Origin of the sequence: Haloferax namakaokahaiae, from assembly GCF_042663225.1 — an archaeon.
GTDB classification, from domain to species: Archaea; Halobacteriota; Halobacteria; order Halobacteriales; family Haloferacaceae; genus Haloferax; species Haloferax namakaokahaiae.
Genome location: NZ_JBHTAA010000005.1, coordinates 284,140 through 301,289, shown reverse-complemented (window position 1 = coordinate 301,289; position 17,150 = coordinate 284,140). Strand labels below are relative to the sequence as shown.

Annotated in this window: 18 protein-coding genes; 7 read left to right on the top strand and 11 right to left on the bottom strand. The window is 63.7% G+C overall.

From position 1 onward, the window contains the following. Window positions 1-72: 72 nt before the first annotated feature. The 6 genes from ACFQJC_RS08965 to ACFQJC_RS08940 all read right to left on the bottom strand — a co-directional run bounded on the left by ACFQJC_RS08965 (window position 73) and on the right by ACFQJC_RS08940 (window position 5,889). Window positions 73-831: an SDR family oxidoreductase gene (locus ACFQJC_RS08965; protein WP_390222985.1), complete on the bottom strand. Its 759-nt coding sequence runs from the start codon at window positions 829-831 to the stop codon at window positions 73-75. A 116-nt stretch (window positions 832-947) separates the two neighbouring features. Further along, a complete protein-coding gene (locus ACFQJC_RS08960) occupies window positions 948-1,664 on the bottom strand; it encodes a ThuA domain-containing protein (protein ID WP_390222984.1) in 717 nt (238 codons plus the stop codon). A gap of 103 nt (window positions 1,665-1,767) precedes the next feature. Next, window positions 1,768-2,571: an enoyl-CoA hydratase/isomerase family protein gene (locus tag ACFQJC_RS08955; protein WP_390222983.1), complete on the bottom strand. Its 804-nt coding sequence runs from the start codon at window positions 2,569-2,571 to the stop codon at window positions 1,768-1,770. 48 nt (window positions 2,572-2,619) lie between these two features. Then, window positions 2,620-3,639, bottom strand: a complete 1,020-nt coding sequence (locus ACFQJC_RS08950) for a mandelate racemase/muconate lactonizing enzyme family protein (protein WP_390222982.1) — start codon at window positions 3,637-3,639, stop codon at window positions 2,620-2,622. Next, window positions 3,639-4,577, bottom strand: a complete 939-nt coding sequence (locus ACFQJC_RS08945; protein WP_390222981.1) for a 1,4-dihydroxy-2-naphthoate polyprenyltransferase — start codon at window positions 4,575-4,577, stop codon at window positions 3,639-3,641. Before ACFQJC_RS08945 ends, ACFQJC_RS08950 begins: the two co-directional genes overlap by 1 nt. Window positions 4,578-4,659: 82 nt before the next feature. Next, window positions 4,660-5,889: an ABC transporter substrate-binding protein gene (locus tag ACFQJC_RS08940; RefSeq protein ID WP_390222980.1), complete on the bottom strand. Its 1,230-nt coding sequence runs from the start codon at window positions 5,887-5,889 to the stop codon at window positions 4,660-4,662. Between the two features lie 300 nt (window positions 5,890-6,189). On the opposite strand from ACFQJC_RS08940, the gene ACFQJC_RS08935 reads away from it, so the two are divergent. Further along, a complete protein-coding gene (locus tag ACFQJC_RS08935) occupies window positions 6,190-6,990 on the top strand; it encodes a DUF7537 family lipoprotein (RefSeq protein WP_465261522.1) in 801 nt (266 codons plus the stop codon). Between the two features lie 217 nt (window positions 6,991-7,207). On the opposite strand, the gene ACFQJC_RS08930 is transcribed toward ACFQJC_RS08935, so the two are convergent. Further along, window positions 7,208-8,125, bottom strand: coding sequence for a 1,4-dihydroxy-2-naphthoyl-CoA synthase (locus ACFQJC_RS08930; RefSeq protein ID WP_390222978.1), 918 nt, complete (start codon window positions 8,123-8,125; stop codon window positions 7,208-7,210). 98 nt (window positions 8,126-8,223) lie between these two features. Between ACFQJC_RS08930 and ACFQJC_RS08925 the strand changes: the two genes are divergently transcribed. Then, window positions 8,224-8,643 (top strand): hypothetical protein, encoded by a 420-nt coding sequence (locus ACFQJC_RS08925; protein WP_390222977.1) that lies wholly within the window; start codon window positions 8,224-8,226, stop codon window positions 8,641-8,643. Then, entirely contained in the window at window positions 8,636-9,151 is a 516-nt protein-coding gene (locus tag ACFQJC_RS08920; RefSeq protein WP_390222976.1) for a DUF7965 family protein, read from the top strand. Before ACFQJC_RS08925 ends, ACFQJC_RS08920 begins: the two co-directional genes overlap by 8 nt. Here the strand turns inward: ACFQJC_RS08920 and ACFQJC_RS08915 are convergent. From ACFQJC_RS08915 to ACFQJC_RS08905, 3 genes are read right to left on the bottom strand one after another with little or no spacing between them, the layout of a single operon-like run. After that, window positions 9,148-9,660 carry a hypothetical protein gene (locus tag ACFQJC_RS08915; RefSeq protein ID WP_390222975.1) on the bottom strand — a complete coding sequence of 171 codons (513 nt, stop codon included), beginning with the start codon at window positions 9,658-9,660 and terminating at the stop codon, window positions 9,148-9,150. The two genes, ACFQJC_RS08920 and ACFQJC_RS08915, sit on opposite strands and share 4 nt — an antisense overlap. 53 nt (window positions 9,661-9,713) lie before the next feature. After that, a complete protein-coding gene (gene menD, locus ACFQJC_RS08910; protein WP_390222974.1) occupies window positions 9,714-11,462 on the bottom strand; it encodes a 2-succinyl-5-enolpyruvyl-6-hydroxy-3-cyclohexene-1-carboxylic-acid synthase in 1,749 nt (582 codons plus the stop codon). 1 nt (window position 11,463) lies between these two features. Further along, window positions 11,464-12,783 (bottom strand): isochorismate synthase, encoded by a 1,320-nt coding sequence (locus ACFQJC_RS08905; protein WP_390222973.1) that lies wholly within the window; start codon window positions 12,781-12,783, stop codon window positions 11,464-11,466. Between the two features lie 233 nt (window positions 12,784-13,016). Between ACFQJC_RS08905 and ACFQJC_RS08900 the strand changes: the two genes are divergently transcribed. Further along, window positions 13,017-14,012 (top strand): alpha/beta fold hydrolase, encoded by a 996-nt coding sequence (locus tag ACFQJC_RS08900; protein WP_390222972.1) that lies wholly within the window; start codon window positions 13,017-13,019, stop codon window positions 14,010-14,012. A gap of 28 nt (window positions 14,013-14,040) precedes the next feature. Here ACFQJC_RS08900 and ACFQJC_RS08895 read toward each other — a convergent pair whose 3' ends face one another. Next, window positions 14,041-14,634, bottom strand: a complete 594-nt coding sequence (locus tag ACFQJC_RS08895; protein ID WP_390222971.1) for a sulfite oxidase-like oxidoreductase — start codon at window positions 14,632-14,634, stop codon at window positions 14,041-14,043. Between the two features lie 172 nt (window positions 14,635-14,806). Here ACFQJC_RS08895 and ACFQJC_RS08890 point away from each other — a divergent pair, with 172 nt between their 5' ends. The 3 genes from ACFQJC_RS08890 (at window position 14,807) to ACFQJC_RS08880 (ending at window position 17,150) form a co-directional block, all read left to right on the top strand. Then, window positions 14,807-15,019: a ribbon-helix-helix domain-containing protein gene (locus ACFQJC_RS08890; RefSeq protein ID WP_390222970.1), complete on the top strand. Its 213-nt coding sequence runs from the start codon at window positions 14,807-14,809 to the stop codon at window positions 15,017-15,019. Window positions 15,020-15,077: 58 nt separating this feature from the next. Continuing rightward, window positions 15,078-15,356, top strand: coding sequence for a UPF0058 family protein (locus ACFQJC_RS08885; RefSeq protein ID WP_390222969.1), 279 nt, complete (start codon window positions 15,078-15,080; stop codon window positions 15,354-15,356). Between the two features lie 141 nt (window positions 15,357-15,497). Beyond that, window positions 15,498-17,150, top strand: coding sequence for a rhomboid family intramembrane serine protease (locus ACFQJC_RS08880; RefSeq protein WP_390222968.1), 1,653 nt, complete (start codon window positions 15,498-15,500; stop codon window positions 17,148-17,150).

Below are 17,150 nucleotides of genomic sequence, written 5' to 3'. Positions count from 1 at the left end.
TCGGAAGTGACAGCACTTAGCGTAGTCGGCGGGTGCGTCGTCCCGGTCAAAAAACAGGGGTTGAGGTCCGAGTCAGGGGACGACGTAGCCGCCGTCGATGACCATCGGGTGGCCCGTGACGAACGACGCGTCGTCGGAACAGAGGTACACGACCGCGGCGGCAATCTCCTCAGGTTTGCCCATCCGACCCATCGGTTCGGCGGCGAGCAGGCCTTCGGCGGCTTCGTCGTCGTCTTTCGTGAAGCGCTCTATCATCGGCGTGTCGATGACGCCCGGACAGACGGCGTTGACGCGGACGTTCTCGTTTGCGACTTCTAAGGCCGCCGACCGGGTCAGGCCGATGACGCCGTGTTTCGCGGCGTAGTAGTGCGAGAGATTCGGGCCGCCGGTCATCCCGGCGACGGAGGCGGTGTTGACGATTGCCCCGCCGCCGCGTTCGAGGAGGCGCGGAATCTCGTACTTCATCCCGAGGAAGACGCCCTTGAGGTTGATATCGATGACGCGCTCGAAGTCCTCGACGGACATCTCCGGGATGGAACTGCCGACGCCTTCGATTCCGGCGTTGTTGTGAGCGAAGTCCAACCCGCCGAACTGTTCGACCGCCGAGGCGACGAGGTTGGCGACTTCGTCGGGGTCAGACACGTCTGCCTTGACGAAGACGGCCTCGCCACCGGATTCGTTGATCTCGTGTACGACCTGTTCTCCGTCGTCTACCATCACGTCCGAGACGACGACCTTTGCGCCTTCGTCGGCGAAGCGCAGCGCCGTCGCCCGTCCGATTCCTGATGCCGCGCCAGTGACGAGCGCGACTTTTCCTTCGATTCCGTTCATGATGTAACACCACCACCTCGGTGGAAGCCCACCGTGTGGTGCTTCGTAGGTACGGGAGACGAGGGAATAATGGCTCTTCAGGCGTCGAAGAACGTCACGAAGGCGAGAATGAGGATTTAGTCGAGGTCTTCGAGCGGGTCGGCGTTCCCGTAGAACGGGTCGGGTCCGTCGCCGGGTGCGGCCCACTCGACTGCGTTGTCGAGGACGGTCCGAATCTCGTCTTGCTCGTAAATCGGGTACGTCTCGTGGCCGGGTCGGAAGTAGAAGATTCGGCCCTTACCACGGGTGTAACAACAGCCACTCCGGAACACTTCGCCGCCTTCGAACCACGACGTGAAGACGAGTTCGTCTGGCGCGGGAATGTCGAAGTGCTCGCCGTACATCTCTGCGCGCGGCACTTCGAACGACTCGGGCAGGCCGTCGGTGATTGGGTGGCTCGGTTCGACGGTCCACACGCGTTCTTTCTCGCCCGCCTCGCGCCACTTGAGCGAGCACGACGTGCCCATGAGTCGCTTGAACGGCTTGGAGTAGTGGCCCGAGTGGAGCACGAGGAGACCCATCCCGTCGCGGACGCGCTCGACGACTCGCGCCGCGATTTCGTCCGAAACCTCGTCGTGGGCCTTGTGGCCCCACCACGTCAGCACGTCCGTCTCGTCGAGGACGGCTTCGGTGAGTCCGTGTTCGGGTTCGTCGAGCGTCGCGGTGTTGACCTCGTAGCCAGCATCTCGCAAGCCGTCGGCGATGACCTCGTGGATGCCGTCGGGGTAGACGTCGGCGACTTCCTCGCTCTCCTTCTCGTGTCGATACTCGTTCCAGACGGTGACGGTGACCATACACGATTCACTCTGAGGCGGGTAAAGAACGCACCGACCGTGCCAAGATAGACGGACAGCGAACCGACACGCAGCCTGCCCAGCAGCTGACGTCGTTCTCTGCCTACCGTCCGGTGAACTCGGGGTCACGGCGCTCCATGAAGGATTCGACGCCCTCGGCGTGGTCGTCGGTTTCGAAGAGGACCGCCTGCGCCGACGCTTCGTGTTCGATGGCCGCTTCGAGCGAGTCGTCTGGGCGGCGGAGCAAGCGTTTGGAGGCTTTGAGCGCGCTCGTCGGACCCGACGCGATTCGCTTCGTGAGGTCCGCGAGTTCGTCTTCGAACGACTCCGGTTCGGAAATTCGAGTCACCACACCGAGTTCGAGCGCGCGTTCGGCTTCGAGGAGTTCGCCCGTGTAGACGAGTTCCATGGCGACGTTCTGGCCGACGAGGCGAGGGAGAAGATACGAGACGCCGGAATCGACGGCGAGACCGACGCGACGGAAGCCGAATCCGATGTGCGTCTCCGTCGAGAGCAGTTGCAGGTCGCAGGCGATAGCGAGCGCGCCGCCCGCGCCCACAGCAGCACCGTCGATGGCGGCGATAGTCGGGATGTCGCAGTTGTAGATTCGCCGGATGCAGTCGGCCGTGTCGTGGATGACGTGGTCCACGGCCTCGGGGAGCGACATGGCCCCGGCTTGGAGTTCGAGCATGGCGTTCACGTCGCCGCCGGCGCAGAACGCTCCGTCAGCACCGCGGACGATGAGACACCGCGCCTCGTCCGGGAGCGAATCGAGCGCCTCGCGCACGCCGGCGGTCACGTCCATCGTCAGCGCGTTGCGGACGCTCGGCGCGTCGATGACCATCGTCGCCACGCCGTCGTCCACCGAGAGCCTGACGGTGTCGGCATCGAGTTCCACAGTTGTCATTCTCGGCGAGACGTGAAGAACCCTGAAAAACCTTGGGCTGGCGGGCGATTAGAACAGGTCGGACGGGTCGATGCCGAGACCGGAAATTTCGGGGACCGCCATCGACCCGTTTCGGACGGGGGCAGGGTCAGTGGCGAGGTCCGATTCGAGTAACGAAGCCGTCGCAAGTCCGTGTGCTCGCGTGGACGAGAGCGCGGCCGCAACGTGGAGCGCGCCGAGACGAGCGACCACGGCGTCGATGGTGGTGGTGACGACGACACCGACCGCAGATTGAGCGGCCATCTCTGCGACCGAGAGAACTCGGTCCGGGCCGCCGAGCGCCATGGGCTTACAGACGAGTACGTCCGCGGCGTTCGAGGCGAGTACGCGCTGGGGAGAGATGTGTGCGAGCGATTCGTCGAGGGCGATGGGTGTATCGTGCAGGCGTCGAAGGACGGCGTGGCCCGCGAGTTCCTCGGCCGGGAGTGGTTGTTCGAGGTATTCGAGGTCGAAGTCGGCGACGCCCGAGAGGAACTCGTCGGCGGTCCAGCGGTCCCACGCCCCGTTCGCATCGGCGCGAATCGAAACCTCCGGACCGACTGCCTCTCTGACGGCGCGGAGACGCTCGACATCGTCGGCCACACCACGCGCGCCGACCTTGATTTTGAGGCAATCGAATCCGTCTAAAACCGCCGTTTTGGCGTCTCCAACTGTCGTTTCTCTATCTCCGTCACCGATGGTCGCGTTCACCGGAAGCGAGGTGTGTGAGTTCGTGGCTAGCGTGGTGACGAGCGGTTCGTCTCGCGCCCGGGCCGCGGCGTCAGCGAGGGCGAGCGAAACCGCGTGTCGTGCCGCCGGTGTGTCGTCCAGTGCACCGTCGTCCAGCGCTTCGGCGGGGTCGTCTACGGCATCCAGTGCAGCACGGCAGTCTTCGAGCGATTCGGTCCATCCCGGCAGTGGAGTCGCTTCGCCGACTCCTCGTTCGCCCTGGTGTTCGACGGCGACGAGGAATCCATCGCGGCTTTCGATTGGTCCCTTCGCCGTCTCCAGCGGGTGGGCGAGGTCGAGGGAGAACTCACTAATTCGCATCAGGCGAGCACGAGACCGACGGAGAAGGCCACGGCGTAGAGCGCGAGCAACTTCCCGGTGTCTTCCAGCGCGGGGTTGAGCGCCGCGCCGGTCGTCTCGTTGAGCATCGTCTGCGCGATTCGCGCCGCGAAGGGCATCGAGAGCAGGGGGAGGAGGACGAACCAGTCGAACCCGGCGCGCGTCCACAGGAGCACGGGAACCGCGTAGGCGAGCGCGAGCATGACGACGAACTCGGCGCGAGCGAATCCGTAACCGTACCGGACGGCGAGCGTTCGCTTCCCGGTCGTCGCGTCCTCTTCTCTGTCGCGGACGTTGTTCACGACGAGGATATCCGTCGAGATGGCCGCGATGGGGAGACTGGCGAGAATCGCGGTGATGGGGACCGTCTCAGGAGGGATACCGACTGTGAGCGGCGCAGCGAGGAGGCTCACGGCTTGGACGTAGTAAGTGCCGACGACGGCGACGAGTCCGAAGAAGACGAAGACGAACAGGTCGCCGAGGCCGTGGTAGCCGAGGGGGTAGGGGCCGCCGGTGTAGGCGATGCCGGAGGCGACAGAGAGCAGGCCGATGACGAGAATCGGGACGCCGCCGACGTAGACGAGGTAGGTTCCGAGGACGATTGCGGTGGCGAAGGTGAGGTACATCGCTCGCTTGACCGTCTCGGGGGCGATGAGTCCGCCCGCCGTGACGCGCGTGAAGCCCTCTCTGGCGTCGGTGTCCGCGCCCTGTACGGCGTCGTAGTAGTCGTTCGCAAAGTTGGTTCCAATCTGGATGAGAAGTGCGCCGACGAGCGCGGCGAAGGCCGGAAGCGGGGCGAATAGCCCGTCGTGGACCGCGAGGGCAGTCCCGACGAGCACGGGCGCGGCGGCCGCCGGGAGCGTCTGCGGCCGCGACGCCATCACCCACGCCTGCGTGCGAGAGATGTCCTGCGTGCTCATTGTTCTAGTAGCAGAACCGTAGGTGTGAGTAACTTCCTATCGAAACGAAAGAGTGCGGGGCCGTAATCGAGCGACCGCGAGGTTAGAAGTCGCCCGTGACGATGTCGGCGACTCGCTGGCGGTCGAACAGTTCGGCATCGCCGGTCACCTCGCCGAACACGTCGGGGTAGAGTTGCTTCGCGCCGCGTTCGGTCAAGAACAGGTTGTGAATCGGGCCCTGGAACAGGTAGCCGCCGCGATAGACGCGGCCGTTCTGAACCGCCGAGAGTTCTTTTGCGACGGGGTGCGAGCGCATGAAGTCGAGGACGGTGTCGCGGAACTCCTGTGCGGATTTTCGCTCGTGAGCGCGGAGCATGATGACGTCGGGGTCGATTTCGAGCATCGTCTCGTAGTCGATTTTCCCGCGGTCGGTCGTGCTCAGGCCCTCGATGCCCGTTCCCGCGAGTGCGTCGCTCACGCCGAGGTCGTTCCACTGTTTCTTGCTCGTGCCCTTGTCGTTGAGGCGGTACGGCGAGAACGCCTCGGGTTCGTCGCTGCCGGCGTAGACGAGCAGGACGTTGGGGCGAGAGTCGGCAGGTGGGAGTTGTCGCTGAACGTCGGCGACGAACTCCTCGTGGAGGGCTTCGAACGCCTCGAACCGCTCCTGTTCTTGGAAGAGTTCGGCGACCTTCTCGAACGCTCCGTAGAGCGTGTAGTAGCGGTAGTCGTGCCACTCGTCTTCGCGGCGGAAGTTGAGATTGCCCACGAAGGGTGCGACGTTGTCGGTAATCTCGTCAACGTCCTCCTGTTTCCACCCGAACCAGTTTTTGAGCATCTCGGGGTCCATCACGTGGACGTCGTTGTCCAACTCGTAGAATATCTCCTTGGACATGTCCGCGTCCGAGAGCTGGTTGTTCTCGATGGTGTCGCGGTCCACGCTCACGCCCGGCAACTCGTCGTAGTAGTAGGTGTAGTACCGGCCTGCACCGCCGATGCCGGTCATGCTGTCGCCCTTGCCGAGTGCGACACCCATGTCGGCGTAGCCGCCGTCGTAGGCGATCCAGCGCTCTGGAACTGCGTCGAACGTAACCTCGCCGACCGGAGCCATCGACACCGAGTACGAGGTGTCTTCTTCTGGGGTCTCGGTCGCCGTTTCGGTCGCTTCCTCAGTTGCTTCCGGCGTCGAAGTTGCTTCTTCGGTGGTCGATTCAGCGGACTCACCGTTCGAGCTACCGGTACAGCCGGCGAGTATCGTACCGCCGAGCACCGCGCCGGTGTACTTCAGATAATCTCTTCTGCTCGGTCCGTCAGGCGACGTGTCGTCGTTAACCATGGTTTTAGGCTTGCCTAAATGTATAAAATCGTTCCGAAGTTTTGGCGTGCCTAAAATCTTGAAGTGGTCGAGTGTTCACTTACAGAGCACTGTGAAATCCACAAGTGTTGACAGGTGTGGCGGGAACCACACAGGGTACATTCATCACTGAGAGTTCGCTTATTCCATCTCACTCACCCTAGTCTATCCGCTGAGTAGTGCCTGCGAACCGAGACCGTGGCACAGAGCTACGGTGGCAGCAATTCTATCTGGTGTTGGAACTCCCCCACAGTTAATCATATTGCCATTATACAGGGTTCTATGCGTACGTCCCCACTCCCGGCGATAGTCGTTATCGCCCTGTTGGTTCTCGCAGGGTGTGCCGGACTTCCGGGAGCGAGTGAGAACCAGCCCTCTCCCAACCAGTTCCCGGATGCGTCGGATATCAATCAGTCAGTGTTCGACCGACACACGACCGAGATGGCGAACACGAATTTCACACTCGCAGCCGAGAGAACACGGAAGGAACGCGCTCCCGCTCGTTCAGAGAACAACTTTACGTACATGAACGAAACGGCTCGGTTTCTTGTCGAACCCAGTGACTCACAGTACCTCGTCCACACCGACGGCTACTTTTCAGGGAACAGTACCATCTACTCGAATGGAAGTACAGAGTACGTTCTGCTTCCAGACAATCGCACGATGGTGAGGAAACTCACCCCCGAGTCGGTGTTCAACGAATCGAGCGACAAATATCTCTGGCGTGGATGGTTCAACAACGACAGCGGAAGCCTGCGCGTGCTCGCGTTCGTTTCGATCGACGCCACCTACCAGCGCGAAGGCGTTGAGACGTACCGAGGCGTTCCGGTGATGCGCTACGAGGTCACCGGTGTCGATGCGCTACCCGGCTGGGCGGGGGGTGGGGCCCCGAATTCGTACTTCGAGGAGTTCTCAGCGACACTTCTGATAGATGAAAACGGAGTCATCCGTCACTTCGAGTACGAATTCGTCTGGATCGACTACCACACCCGGAAGATGACAGAGACGTACACTCTGTCCGAGGTAGGCAGCACCAGCGTTCAGAAACCGGGTTGGGTTGCGAATACAACTTCGGAGGCATAGCTGGTCGTCCCGATACCGGTGCTCGGCGGGGCTGTAGAGCGCACGTCGCTGTCACTCGAAAGCTATCAGCAACAGAGGGTTTGAACAAAGCATCCTACAGTATTTTCACGTTTACTGAACCGTGAGCGAGGCCAAAGGCCGAGTCTCGCGGCTTTTTTGCCTCCAGATTTTTGCGGGGAGTGGGTCGCTCAGCGACCCCGAACCGGAAAAACGTGGGTCAGTAGTGCCACGGATAGTCGCGGAAGCGCGGCTCGCGCTTCTCCAAGAAGGCGTCGCGGCCCTCTTTTGCCTCGTCGGTCATGTAGCCGAGTCGGGTCGCTTCGCCGGCGAAGACCTGCTGGCCGACCATGCCGTCGTCGGTCATGTTGAAGGCGTACTTGAGCATCCGCATCGCCGTCGGCGACTTCTTCGTCATCTCGTCGGCCCAGTCGAGCGCCACTGCTTCGAGTTCGTCGTGCGGGACGGCTTCGTTCGCCATGCCCATGTCAACGGCCTCTTCGGCGGAGTAGGTCTTGCCGAGGAAGAACACCTCACGGGCCTTCTTCTGGCCGACCTGCTTGGCGAGGTACGCCGAGCCGAAGCCGCCGTCGAAGGACGCCACGTCGGGGTCGGTCTGGAGGAACTTCGCGTGCTCCGCCGAAGCGAGCGTCATGTCACAGACGACGTGGAGGGAGTGACCGCCGCCGACCGCCCAGCCGGGAACGACGGCGACGACCGGCTTGGGCATGAAGCGAATGAGTCGCTGGACTTCGAGGATGTGCAGGCGGCCGGCTTTCGCCTCGCGGACGAGCGGGTCGTCGGACGCGTCGGCCTCGTCGTCGTCGCGGTACTCGTAGCCCGAGCCACCCCGAACCGACTGGTCGCCGCCGGAACAGAACGCCCACCCGCCGTCTTTGGGTGAGGGACCGTTCCCAGTCAAGAGGACACAGCCGATATCGGCTTGCTTGCGCGCGTGGTCGAGGGCGGCGTACAGTTCGTCCACGGTGCCGGGACGGAAGGCGTTGCGTACCGCCGGGCGGTCGAAGGCGATACGAACGGCCGGTACGTCCACGCCGCGGTGGTAGGTGATGTCGTCGAACTCGTCGGACCCCTCGACCGGTTCCCATCGGTCGGGGTCGAAAATCTCCGAGACCATACCGAAATGCGGTGCGGTTGGCGCAAAAAGATTCGCTTGCGGCGGTGGCTTCCCCTCGTCCAAGCGTATTTGTCACTGAAGCAGAAATAACAGAATCGATGTCGCTCGCGTCGTCCCTCCTCGTTCGTCTCGTCCACGTCGTCGGAATGGCGTTCGTGTTCGGAAGCGCCGTGTTCGCGTGGGCAGTGTTCAGAGCGGACGGCGACGTTCCGCACTCGCTCGCAACGACGTACGAGTGGTTATTCTGGGCGACGATGGGCGTGATGGTCGTCACGGGCGTCGGCAACCTCGGCGCGCTCGGCCCGCCGGGTCCGGAGACGCGGTGGGGGTCGATTCTGACGGTGAAACTCGTCGTCGTCCTCGCGTTCGTCGTCGGGTCGTTTCTGCGGACGCTCGTCGTCCTTCGACTTCGAGAGCGGGCGATGCAAAACGGGGCACTTCTGAGCAAGCTCTACGCCGCCACCGCAGGCGGGTTGCTCGTCCTCGTCACGCTCGCGGAGGTGCTCGCGCATGGCTGAAACGAACGAGTTCGAGGCGTGGGTCGTCTCGTCGTTCAACCTCACTCTCCTGAGTCTCGTCTTACTGCTCGCAGGACACACAGCAGGGTTCCTCGCGGGGTCGCTTTCGGGGTTCGGGACGCTTCCCGGCGTGCTCGCCTTCGGCTATCTGTGGCTACTCGTGTTTGGTGCGACTCGGTGGGCGTTACAGGGAGGCGGACTCGCTCGAATTCGAGACGGTGAGCGTCGTTCGCTCCTCCTCCGTGGCATCGTCGCTGGTGGGGCTATCGGTGCGGTGTTTCTGCTTGGCCTGCTTCTCGTCATCCTCGTCGTGAACGTTCTGGAAGGCGGCGTACAGCCCCTTTCGTTCGCGCTGTTCGCCCTGTTCGGCGGGTCGATTGCGAGCATCGTTGGCGGACTCGTCGGCGGCCTGTCGGTCGTTCTCGATATCGTGCTCTACGAAGCGGCCGGTCGGCTACTCGGAGCACGAGAGGAAGCCGAGCGCACGGAGAACGAGACGCCGAACTAGTCGAGGACGGGCCCACGCGGACTCGTCAGCCACGACCCGAGTCCGACGAGGAGTGCGGCACAGACGCCCGCGAGAAACGAGGTCACTCCGTAGAGCGACCCGTAGGCGACCAACCCGGTCCCGACGAATCCCGTGACGAGAGAGCGACGCCGGCCCAGCGACTCGGGGTAGCCGTTCCGCCAGAGCCACGCGAGTGCCCAGACAGACACGGCGAGAAGGGGTGCGATTCCGAGGCCGGAGAGCGGACGCTGGGTCACGAACCACACCACGAGGAAGGCGACGACGCCCACCACGAGCGCGTACGTTCCCCGGAGGCCGAGCACGGGGGGATAACCCCGTTCAGCGAGGTCAGAGAGGAGTAAGACTCCGAGCGCAGCGGTCGCACCGGCGAAGATACCAGTGAAGGCTTCGAGTTGCACGACGAAAGCGTAGGCGAAGACGAGTAGCCCGACGAGCGCCGCCGCGACGTGGCCCGTCTGGACGTACTGTCGATACAGCGAGGAGGACATACGCCCACTCTCAAACCCCCGGCAGAAAAGTCAGTCGATCAACCGTTTTGCGGCTACCCGGTCAACTCTTCGACGACGCGCTCTCGCAACTCGTCGCGCACTCCGTGCGACGATTCGGCGTCGAATCTGACCTCGATGACGTCGGTGCCATCGGACGCAACTGAGTCGGCGTAGGCGTCGGCGAACTCGTCGGGCGAGACCGACTGGAACGAGAGGTCGTACAGCCCTTCGGTCGCCGAGAAGTCGAGACCGTGCGGCGTCTTGAACTGGTCCGTAAAGGGCGGTTCGTACTCCTCGATGGGGAGCATGTGGAAGATGCCGCCGCCGTCGTTGTTGACGAGGACGATGGTCGCTTCGATACCGAGTCGGCCCAGTGCGAGCAGGCCGTTCATGTCGTGGTAGTAGGCGATATCGCCGGTCAGCAAGGTGAGGTGGTCGGTCGTCGCCGACCCGGCACCGAGCGCGGCGGAGGTGATACCGTCGATTCCCGAGGCACCGCGGTTGCCGAGGACGGTCCGCGATTGCTCGGATGGTCGTCCAAAACGGTCGATGTCGCGGACGGGCATCGAGTTCGAGACGAAGATGGTCGCCGGTTCGGGCGCGAGGTCGGCGACGGTGGATGCAACCTTGCCTTCGTACGCCTCGTCAGCCGACTCGACCACGTTCCAGTGGGCGGCCTCTGCGTCTTTCCACCGCTGGTTCCACTCCGTGTCTGGTCGGTTTCGGACGAGTTGCGAGAGTCGCCACGCGAGCATCGACGGGTCGGCTTCGAGGAGGTCGGTCGCCGTGAACTCGGCCTCTCGCCAGCGACCCGTCGGGTCCACGAGGAACTGCCGTGCGTCGGTCCGCGCGAGGTACTTTCGGAGCGGTTTGGACGTGGGCGACGCGCCGATTCGGAAGACGACTTCCGGGTCGGCCCAGTCGTCGGTGACGCGCTCGTCGAGGTAGGCGTCGTAGCCGCCGAGAACGGTCGTCGTTCGGGTGTGGCCGCCGAATCGGAGTCCAGAGAGCGGGTCGGCGACGACTGGGAAGCCGGTGGCGTGCGCCAGAGCGACGATTGCTTCGGAGTTGAACCCCGGCGCGTCGGCGGGTCCGGCGACGATGAGTCCGCGGTCTACCGAGAGTTCGTCGGCGAGTTTTCGCAGGCGGTCCTCCGAGAGTTCGGGGACGCTCCGTTCGGTCTTGACGTACGGTTTGTCGCCCTCGCGGCCATCGAGGGCCTCACGGCTGAGACCGTCGGGAACGTCGCCTTCGACGTAGACCGGTTCGAGCGGCTTTCGGAACGGGAAGTTGAGGTGGACCGGTCCCGCGTCCGCGCCGGTCGCCTCCGAGACGGCGCGGGCGGCGCTGGTTCGAAGCCCGCGGAGTTTGCGGTCGGTCGCCTCCGGTTCGGGCATGTCCTTGTACCAGCGCACCGCGTCGCCGAACAGTTTCTCTTGGTCGATTGTCTGGTTCGCGCCGCTGTCGCGGATTTCCGGTGGGCGGTCGGCAGTGAGCACGAGCATCGGCACGCGGGCCTGCGAGGCTTCGATGACGGCGGGGTGAAAGTTCGCCGCGGCCGTCCCCGAGGTAGAGACGATTGGCGTCACGTCACCCGTCCGCCGCGCTCTCCCGAGTGCGAAGTAGGCCGCAGAACGCTCGTCGAGGTGCGAGAACGTCTCGATGTCGTCGTGGCGGTCGAACGCCTCTGTGAGCGGCGTCGAGCGACTGCCGGGGGCGATACACACCGCGTTGATGCCGGTGCGAGCCAGTTCATCGACAAACGTCCGTGCCCAGAGGGCGTTTCGGTTCGGCGCAGTCATCTTAATCTTCGAGTTCGTCCAGAATCGGTCGGTATTTGAGTTGCACTTCGTCCCACTCTGCGTCGGGGTCCGAGTCGGCGACGAGGCCGACGCCAGCGAAGAGCGTCGCAAGCGTCTCGTTCACGACGGCCGAGCGAATCGCCACCGCGAAACTGCCGTTGCCGTCGGCGTCGAACCAGCCGACTGGTGCGGCGTACCAGCCACGGTCGAACGGTTCGGTGTCGCGTATCACGTCGAATGCCTCCGCAGGCGGTAGTCCGCCGACTGCGGGCGTCGGGTGGAGCGCTTCGACGACCGACAGCACGTGTTCGTCCTGTTCGAGCGTCGCGTCGATCGGCGTCCAGAGGTGCTGGACGGTGGCGAGCTTTCGGATGCCGCGCTCGCCGACGCGAATCGACTCGCAGAAGGGGTCGAGTTGCTCCCGAATCGCCTCCGCGACGAGTTCGTGTTCGTGGTTGTCCTTCGTGCTCGCCAGCAACTCTTCGGCGAGCCACTCGTCTTCGTCGTCGGTATCGCCGCGACCGGTCGTCCCGGCCAGCGCACCGGTTTCGACCGTCTTCCCTCGAATCGAGACGAGGCGCTCGGGCGTCGCGCCCACAAAGCTCGCGCCCGTCTCGGGTTCGACGAGGAAGCGGTGACAGTCCGGGTAAGCCGTCCCGAGGCGGGCCAGCATGTCCGGGACCGAAATCGCCGCTTCGAGTTCGACTTCGAGCGCCTGCGCGAGCACGACTTTCCGAAGGTCGCCGGCGCGAATCCGCGAGACGGCGGCATCGACGCTCTCGTGCCACGCCTCCAGCGACGTCGTTCGGTGGCGACCCACCACGCCCGGGGGGTCCGCGGGCGTGGTCTCTGTGAGTGACTCGAACGTCTCACTGAGGTCTTCTAATCGGTCTGCGAGCGACTCGGCGTCTCCGTCGCGGACAGTTAGTGTCACCCACGCGTCGTCGCCGTCGAAGACGAGTTGCACCTCGGGGACGACGAAGCGCGCGGCCGGAAAGTCGGTCCACGGGTCGCGGCCGGTCGCGTCCTCGTGGAAGGCGAGTCCGCCGAAAAAGCGCGGTTGGGCGACCTCGGGGCCGTCGAAATCCGCGTCGGCGAACAGTGCGGTCGCCGTCTCGCGGACGCGAGTGAGTCGGGCGGGGCCGTCGGCCTCGACCGCGACGGCTTCGCCGCCGCCAACGACAGTAGGTTCGTCGTCCGCCGTCCACATCGTTCGTGGACGCTTCATCGCCGCGAGCGCCGCCTCGACCGGCGGTGCGGCGATTCGAACCGACCTACTGACGAGCTGGGTTACGATCTCGTCGGTCCGCAACGGTTCCATCGCACGACGTTCAGGACCGGGGACGCTTGAACCTCTCCCTTCTGTCCCGACACGAGTGGCTGTCGCTCGGCGACCTCGACCGACGGTTCTGCCCACCAATCCGCTGGTTCGGCTGTCGAACGGGAGAATTCCCTTTTCTTGCTAATTGTTAACCTTGAACAAGGCGTACGTGTACCAACAGTTCGGTCCGAAACGAGCGGTGAGAGAATCGGGCGAGCACTGGAGGAGAGTCGATGGCGACACGGTGGAGAAGTGACACGGAGACGGTCGCGCGTTCACCGTACGGTCCGACGGCCGCGTTCGAGCGCGCACGAGATGTGCTGTTGGAAGACGCGGGACTCGACGCGCAATCGAGATTCGTCGAACTCGAGCGCCCCCGTGTGCGTGTGCACGTTCTCGACACTGGACCCACGAATCCACCGAGTGACGACGCAGCGCCGCCAGACGACGACGTCCCACTGGTTTTCGTCCACGGGACGGCCGAATTCGGGGCCTTTCTCGCGCCACTGATGGGGCAGTACGAGAACACGCGAATGCTCACTTTCGACCGACCGGGGTACGGGTCGAGCGACGGGTTCGTCTACACTGCCTCGAACGTCCGGCAGACCGTTGTCAGCACGCTCGAAGGCGTCCTCGACGAGATGGGAATCGAGCGCGCCGACCTCGTCGGTCACTCCATGGGCGGCCACGCGAGCATTCTGTTCGCGGGGTCTCATCCCGAACGAGTCCGTCGATTGTTCCTCGTCGGCGCCGTCCCGGGGTTCCCTGGCACGTCGCCACCGCTCGCGTTTCGGTTGCTTGCGACCCCGCTCCTCGGGAGCGTCATCAGACGATTCCAGAAATCGGGCGAGGCGGGCGTCTACGACGTGGCCGCGGTGTTCGGGGAAGCGGACGCAATCGAACGGCATCCAGCCTTCGTCCGCGCTATCGCCGCCCACGAAGCAGACCCGAAATCGGCGCTGGCGGGGCGAAGCGAGTTCGACGCGCTCATCGGGGTTCGTGGGTGGCGACAGGGACGCTGTATCCGTGACGCGGAGCTGCGTTCGGTCGAGCGACCGACGACAGTCATCTGGGGTGACCACGACCCGCTCGGAACACCCGACGAGGTGCGCCGCTTCGTCGAGTTACTCCCGGACGTGCGGTTCGAAACCGTCGATGCGGGACACATTCCGTACCTCTCGCATCCCGAGCGCTGTGCGGAACTCGTCCGAAAAGAGCGGAGCACGTGAGGACAGCCGTTTGAAAAACCGAGGCCGTCTAACTGTACCGCTCTTCGTTCCACGGGTTCGCGGTGTTCGAGTAGCCGCGCTTCTCCCAGTAGCCGCGTTCGGGTTCGGTGAGGAACTCGACGCCAGTGACCCACTTCGCGCCCTTGTACGCGTACTTGTGCGGGGTGACGACGCGGAGGGGGCCGCCGTGGTCCGCCGGCAGGTCGTCGCCGTCGTAGCCCCAGACGAACATGACCTCGTCGCGCATGCAGGTTTCGAGCGGGAGGTTCGTCGTGTAGCCGTCGAGCGCGTGGAACATCACGTGGACCGCGTCGGACTGGACGCCCGCTTCCTCGGCGAGCGTCGGGAACGTGACGCCCTCGAACTCGCAGTCGAACTTGCTCCACCCGGTGACGCAGTGGAAGTCCTGAATCTGCGTCTCGGAGGGCAGGTCTCGGAACTCGTCGAACGAGAGGGAGAGCGGGTTGTCCACCGCACCCCAGGCTTCGAACGCCCACGTCTCGGGGTCCCACGAGGGCGTGCCGCTCTTCGAGAGGACGGGAAAGCGCTGTGTCTCTCGCTGTCCCGGCGGGAGACGCTCGCCACCGAACTCCTCGTAGAGATGGGTCACATCGTTGCTCATGTCGTATCCTTCGACCCGATACACGTATCACTAACGACTCATCGATTGGAATGGGCAGAAATCGCCGTGAAAATGTGTTGCCGTTCACTAATGTGTCGGTAAATTGGATTGATATACAAATGGATTCCCCGGCAGAGTTAAATACAGCCCTTTCAAAGCGTCGGACGTTCAGATGCCCAAAGTAGAGATTACCGTGCCGGAACACCTGGAGATGCAAATCGTGCAGCTCGTCGAACAAGGCGAGTTCGTGAACCGCGATGAAGCAATCGAAGACCTCCTGTCTACGGGAATCCGTGCGTACAAGACGAGTGGCCCGATGTCAACGGACGACCATACCTTCGAAGACGACGGAATGATGGGTCACGAAGACGAGTACGTCTTCTGAGATTCCTGACAGACGGTTCCAATAACTGTTAAAATACCCTCGCACCTAACGAACTCTCATGCACAAAGACGAGCTGCTCGAGCTACACGAACAGATGGTCATCATCAAAGAACACTTCCAGGCGCGCGAAGAGGTCCCAGACGGCCTGTTCGACCCCTACGACGAACTCAGCGTAGACCCCTCGCACGTCCACAAATCCAAGAGCGAGCACAAGCACGCCGTCTTCGTACTCGGCAACGCACTCGCAAGTGCGATGAGTACCGACGAGTTCTCCAGTGCCGGCCGCGTCGGCAAGCGAATGGAAGAACTCGCAGAAGACGCCGAGAGCAAAATCTAATCGCGGCACTCGCGCGAGTACGACCGCCGCAGGCCGCATCGCTGACGCGTCGTGACCGTCTGGCTCGTGTGCTTCGCTGACAGCCCGCACACTTTTCTCCGCGGGTTTCATTACGACACGTTCGCACGACACAGGTAGCATATGCTCTCTCTTCCCGGTTGGATTCCGTTCCACCGGCTTGCACTTATCGTCGCCCTCGTCGTCGCGCTCGCGGCACTCACGCTCGTCGATAAGCCCGGACGAATCACGCGACAGCTCCGTCGTCGCTTCCTCTTCGGCCTCCCGTGGGGGACGCTCGTCAGCGTCGCGGGCGTCCTCGGCGTCTATCTCTTCGTTCAGGGCGGCTACTCGTCGTGGTACCGACCGCTCGTCGTTCCCTTCCGAGCGTGGTCGTATCTCTACCCGACGGGGATGGCGTTCGCCGCATTCTCCCACTCGGGGGCCGGACACCTCACCGGAAACCTCGTCGGGACGCTGACGCTCGCCCCACTCGCGGAGTACATCTGGAGTCACTACCCGACACGACGCGGTTCGACGTCGTTCGGGTCGTGGCGCGAGAACCCCTACGTTCGCGCCTTCGTCGTCTTCCCGCTCGTCGTCTTCGTCGTCGGACTGCTCGGGTCGGTGTTCGCACTCGGGCCGGTCATCGGCTTCTCGGGCGTGGTCTTCGCCTTCGCCGGGTTCGCACTCGTCACGCGCCCGCTGACGACGATTCTCGTGTTCTTCTCGGGGCGCGTGCTTCGCCTGTTCTACGACGCGATGATTTCGCCCGAGTTGACCGCGAGCGCGGGACCGGTGTTCTCCTCGCCGTGGTGGGCCGAAATCGCCCTGCAAGGCCACGCGCTCGGTCTCTTGACGGGTCTCCTCCTCGGCATCGGACTGATGCGTTCGCGGAACGAGACGCCACCCAGCGGGCTTCGAAGCTTCGCGGGCGTCCTCCTCTTCGCCGTCGGCGAGTCGATGTGGGCCGTCTACTGGTTCCGCGGGTCGGGAACGTACGTCCTGTTCCGCGCGGTCGGCTTCGCGCTCATCGTCGTCTTAGCGCTCATCGTCGCGCTGACTGTCGCCTCGTCGTATCGACCGCTCAAGCGCGATGCGACCGAGGGAACGCTGTTTTCCGCCGGTCGCTGGCAGGTCGGATTCACTGTTCTCATCCTCGTGAGCGCGAGTTTAGTCGGACCGTCGGTGCCGTACAACCTCTATACGGCCAGCGGCGAGGACCTGCCCGGCGAATCGGTGACGGTCCGCGACTACGAGGTGACCTACGCCGAGAACGTCCCGAACGGACTGACCGCCGCTTTCGACCTCGAACTGTTCGGCGAATCGACTACGACGAACACCTCGGGGGTCATCGTCCAGAGTGAGAGGCGCGGAATATGGACGACGGCCGTCTCGGCCGGGCAGTTGGCCTTCTCGGGCCACTCCACGGTTCGCCTCGGCGGCGTCGGCTGGCGAGACGAGGTCACCGCGGTCCGCGACGGCTACGTCGTCTCCGGGGGTTCGACCGCTTATCGCGTGTTCCTCGTTACCGACAACGAGACGGTGCTCGCGCACACGACGGGGCCAGTGCGTTCGGAACCAATCGTCGGCGGGCGAAACGTCTCTATCGTTCCGACCGAGACGGGCTACGACATCGCCGTGAACAGAGACAACCAGACGGTCCGAGGGCCGCTGCCGACCGAGAACGTGAGCGTCGTCTACGACCAGATACGATTCGTCAGAGACGAGTCGAAAATCTTCGCCGAGTTCGGCGGCACGCGAGTGCGGGTTGCGAGAGAAGAGACGTACAACTAA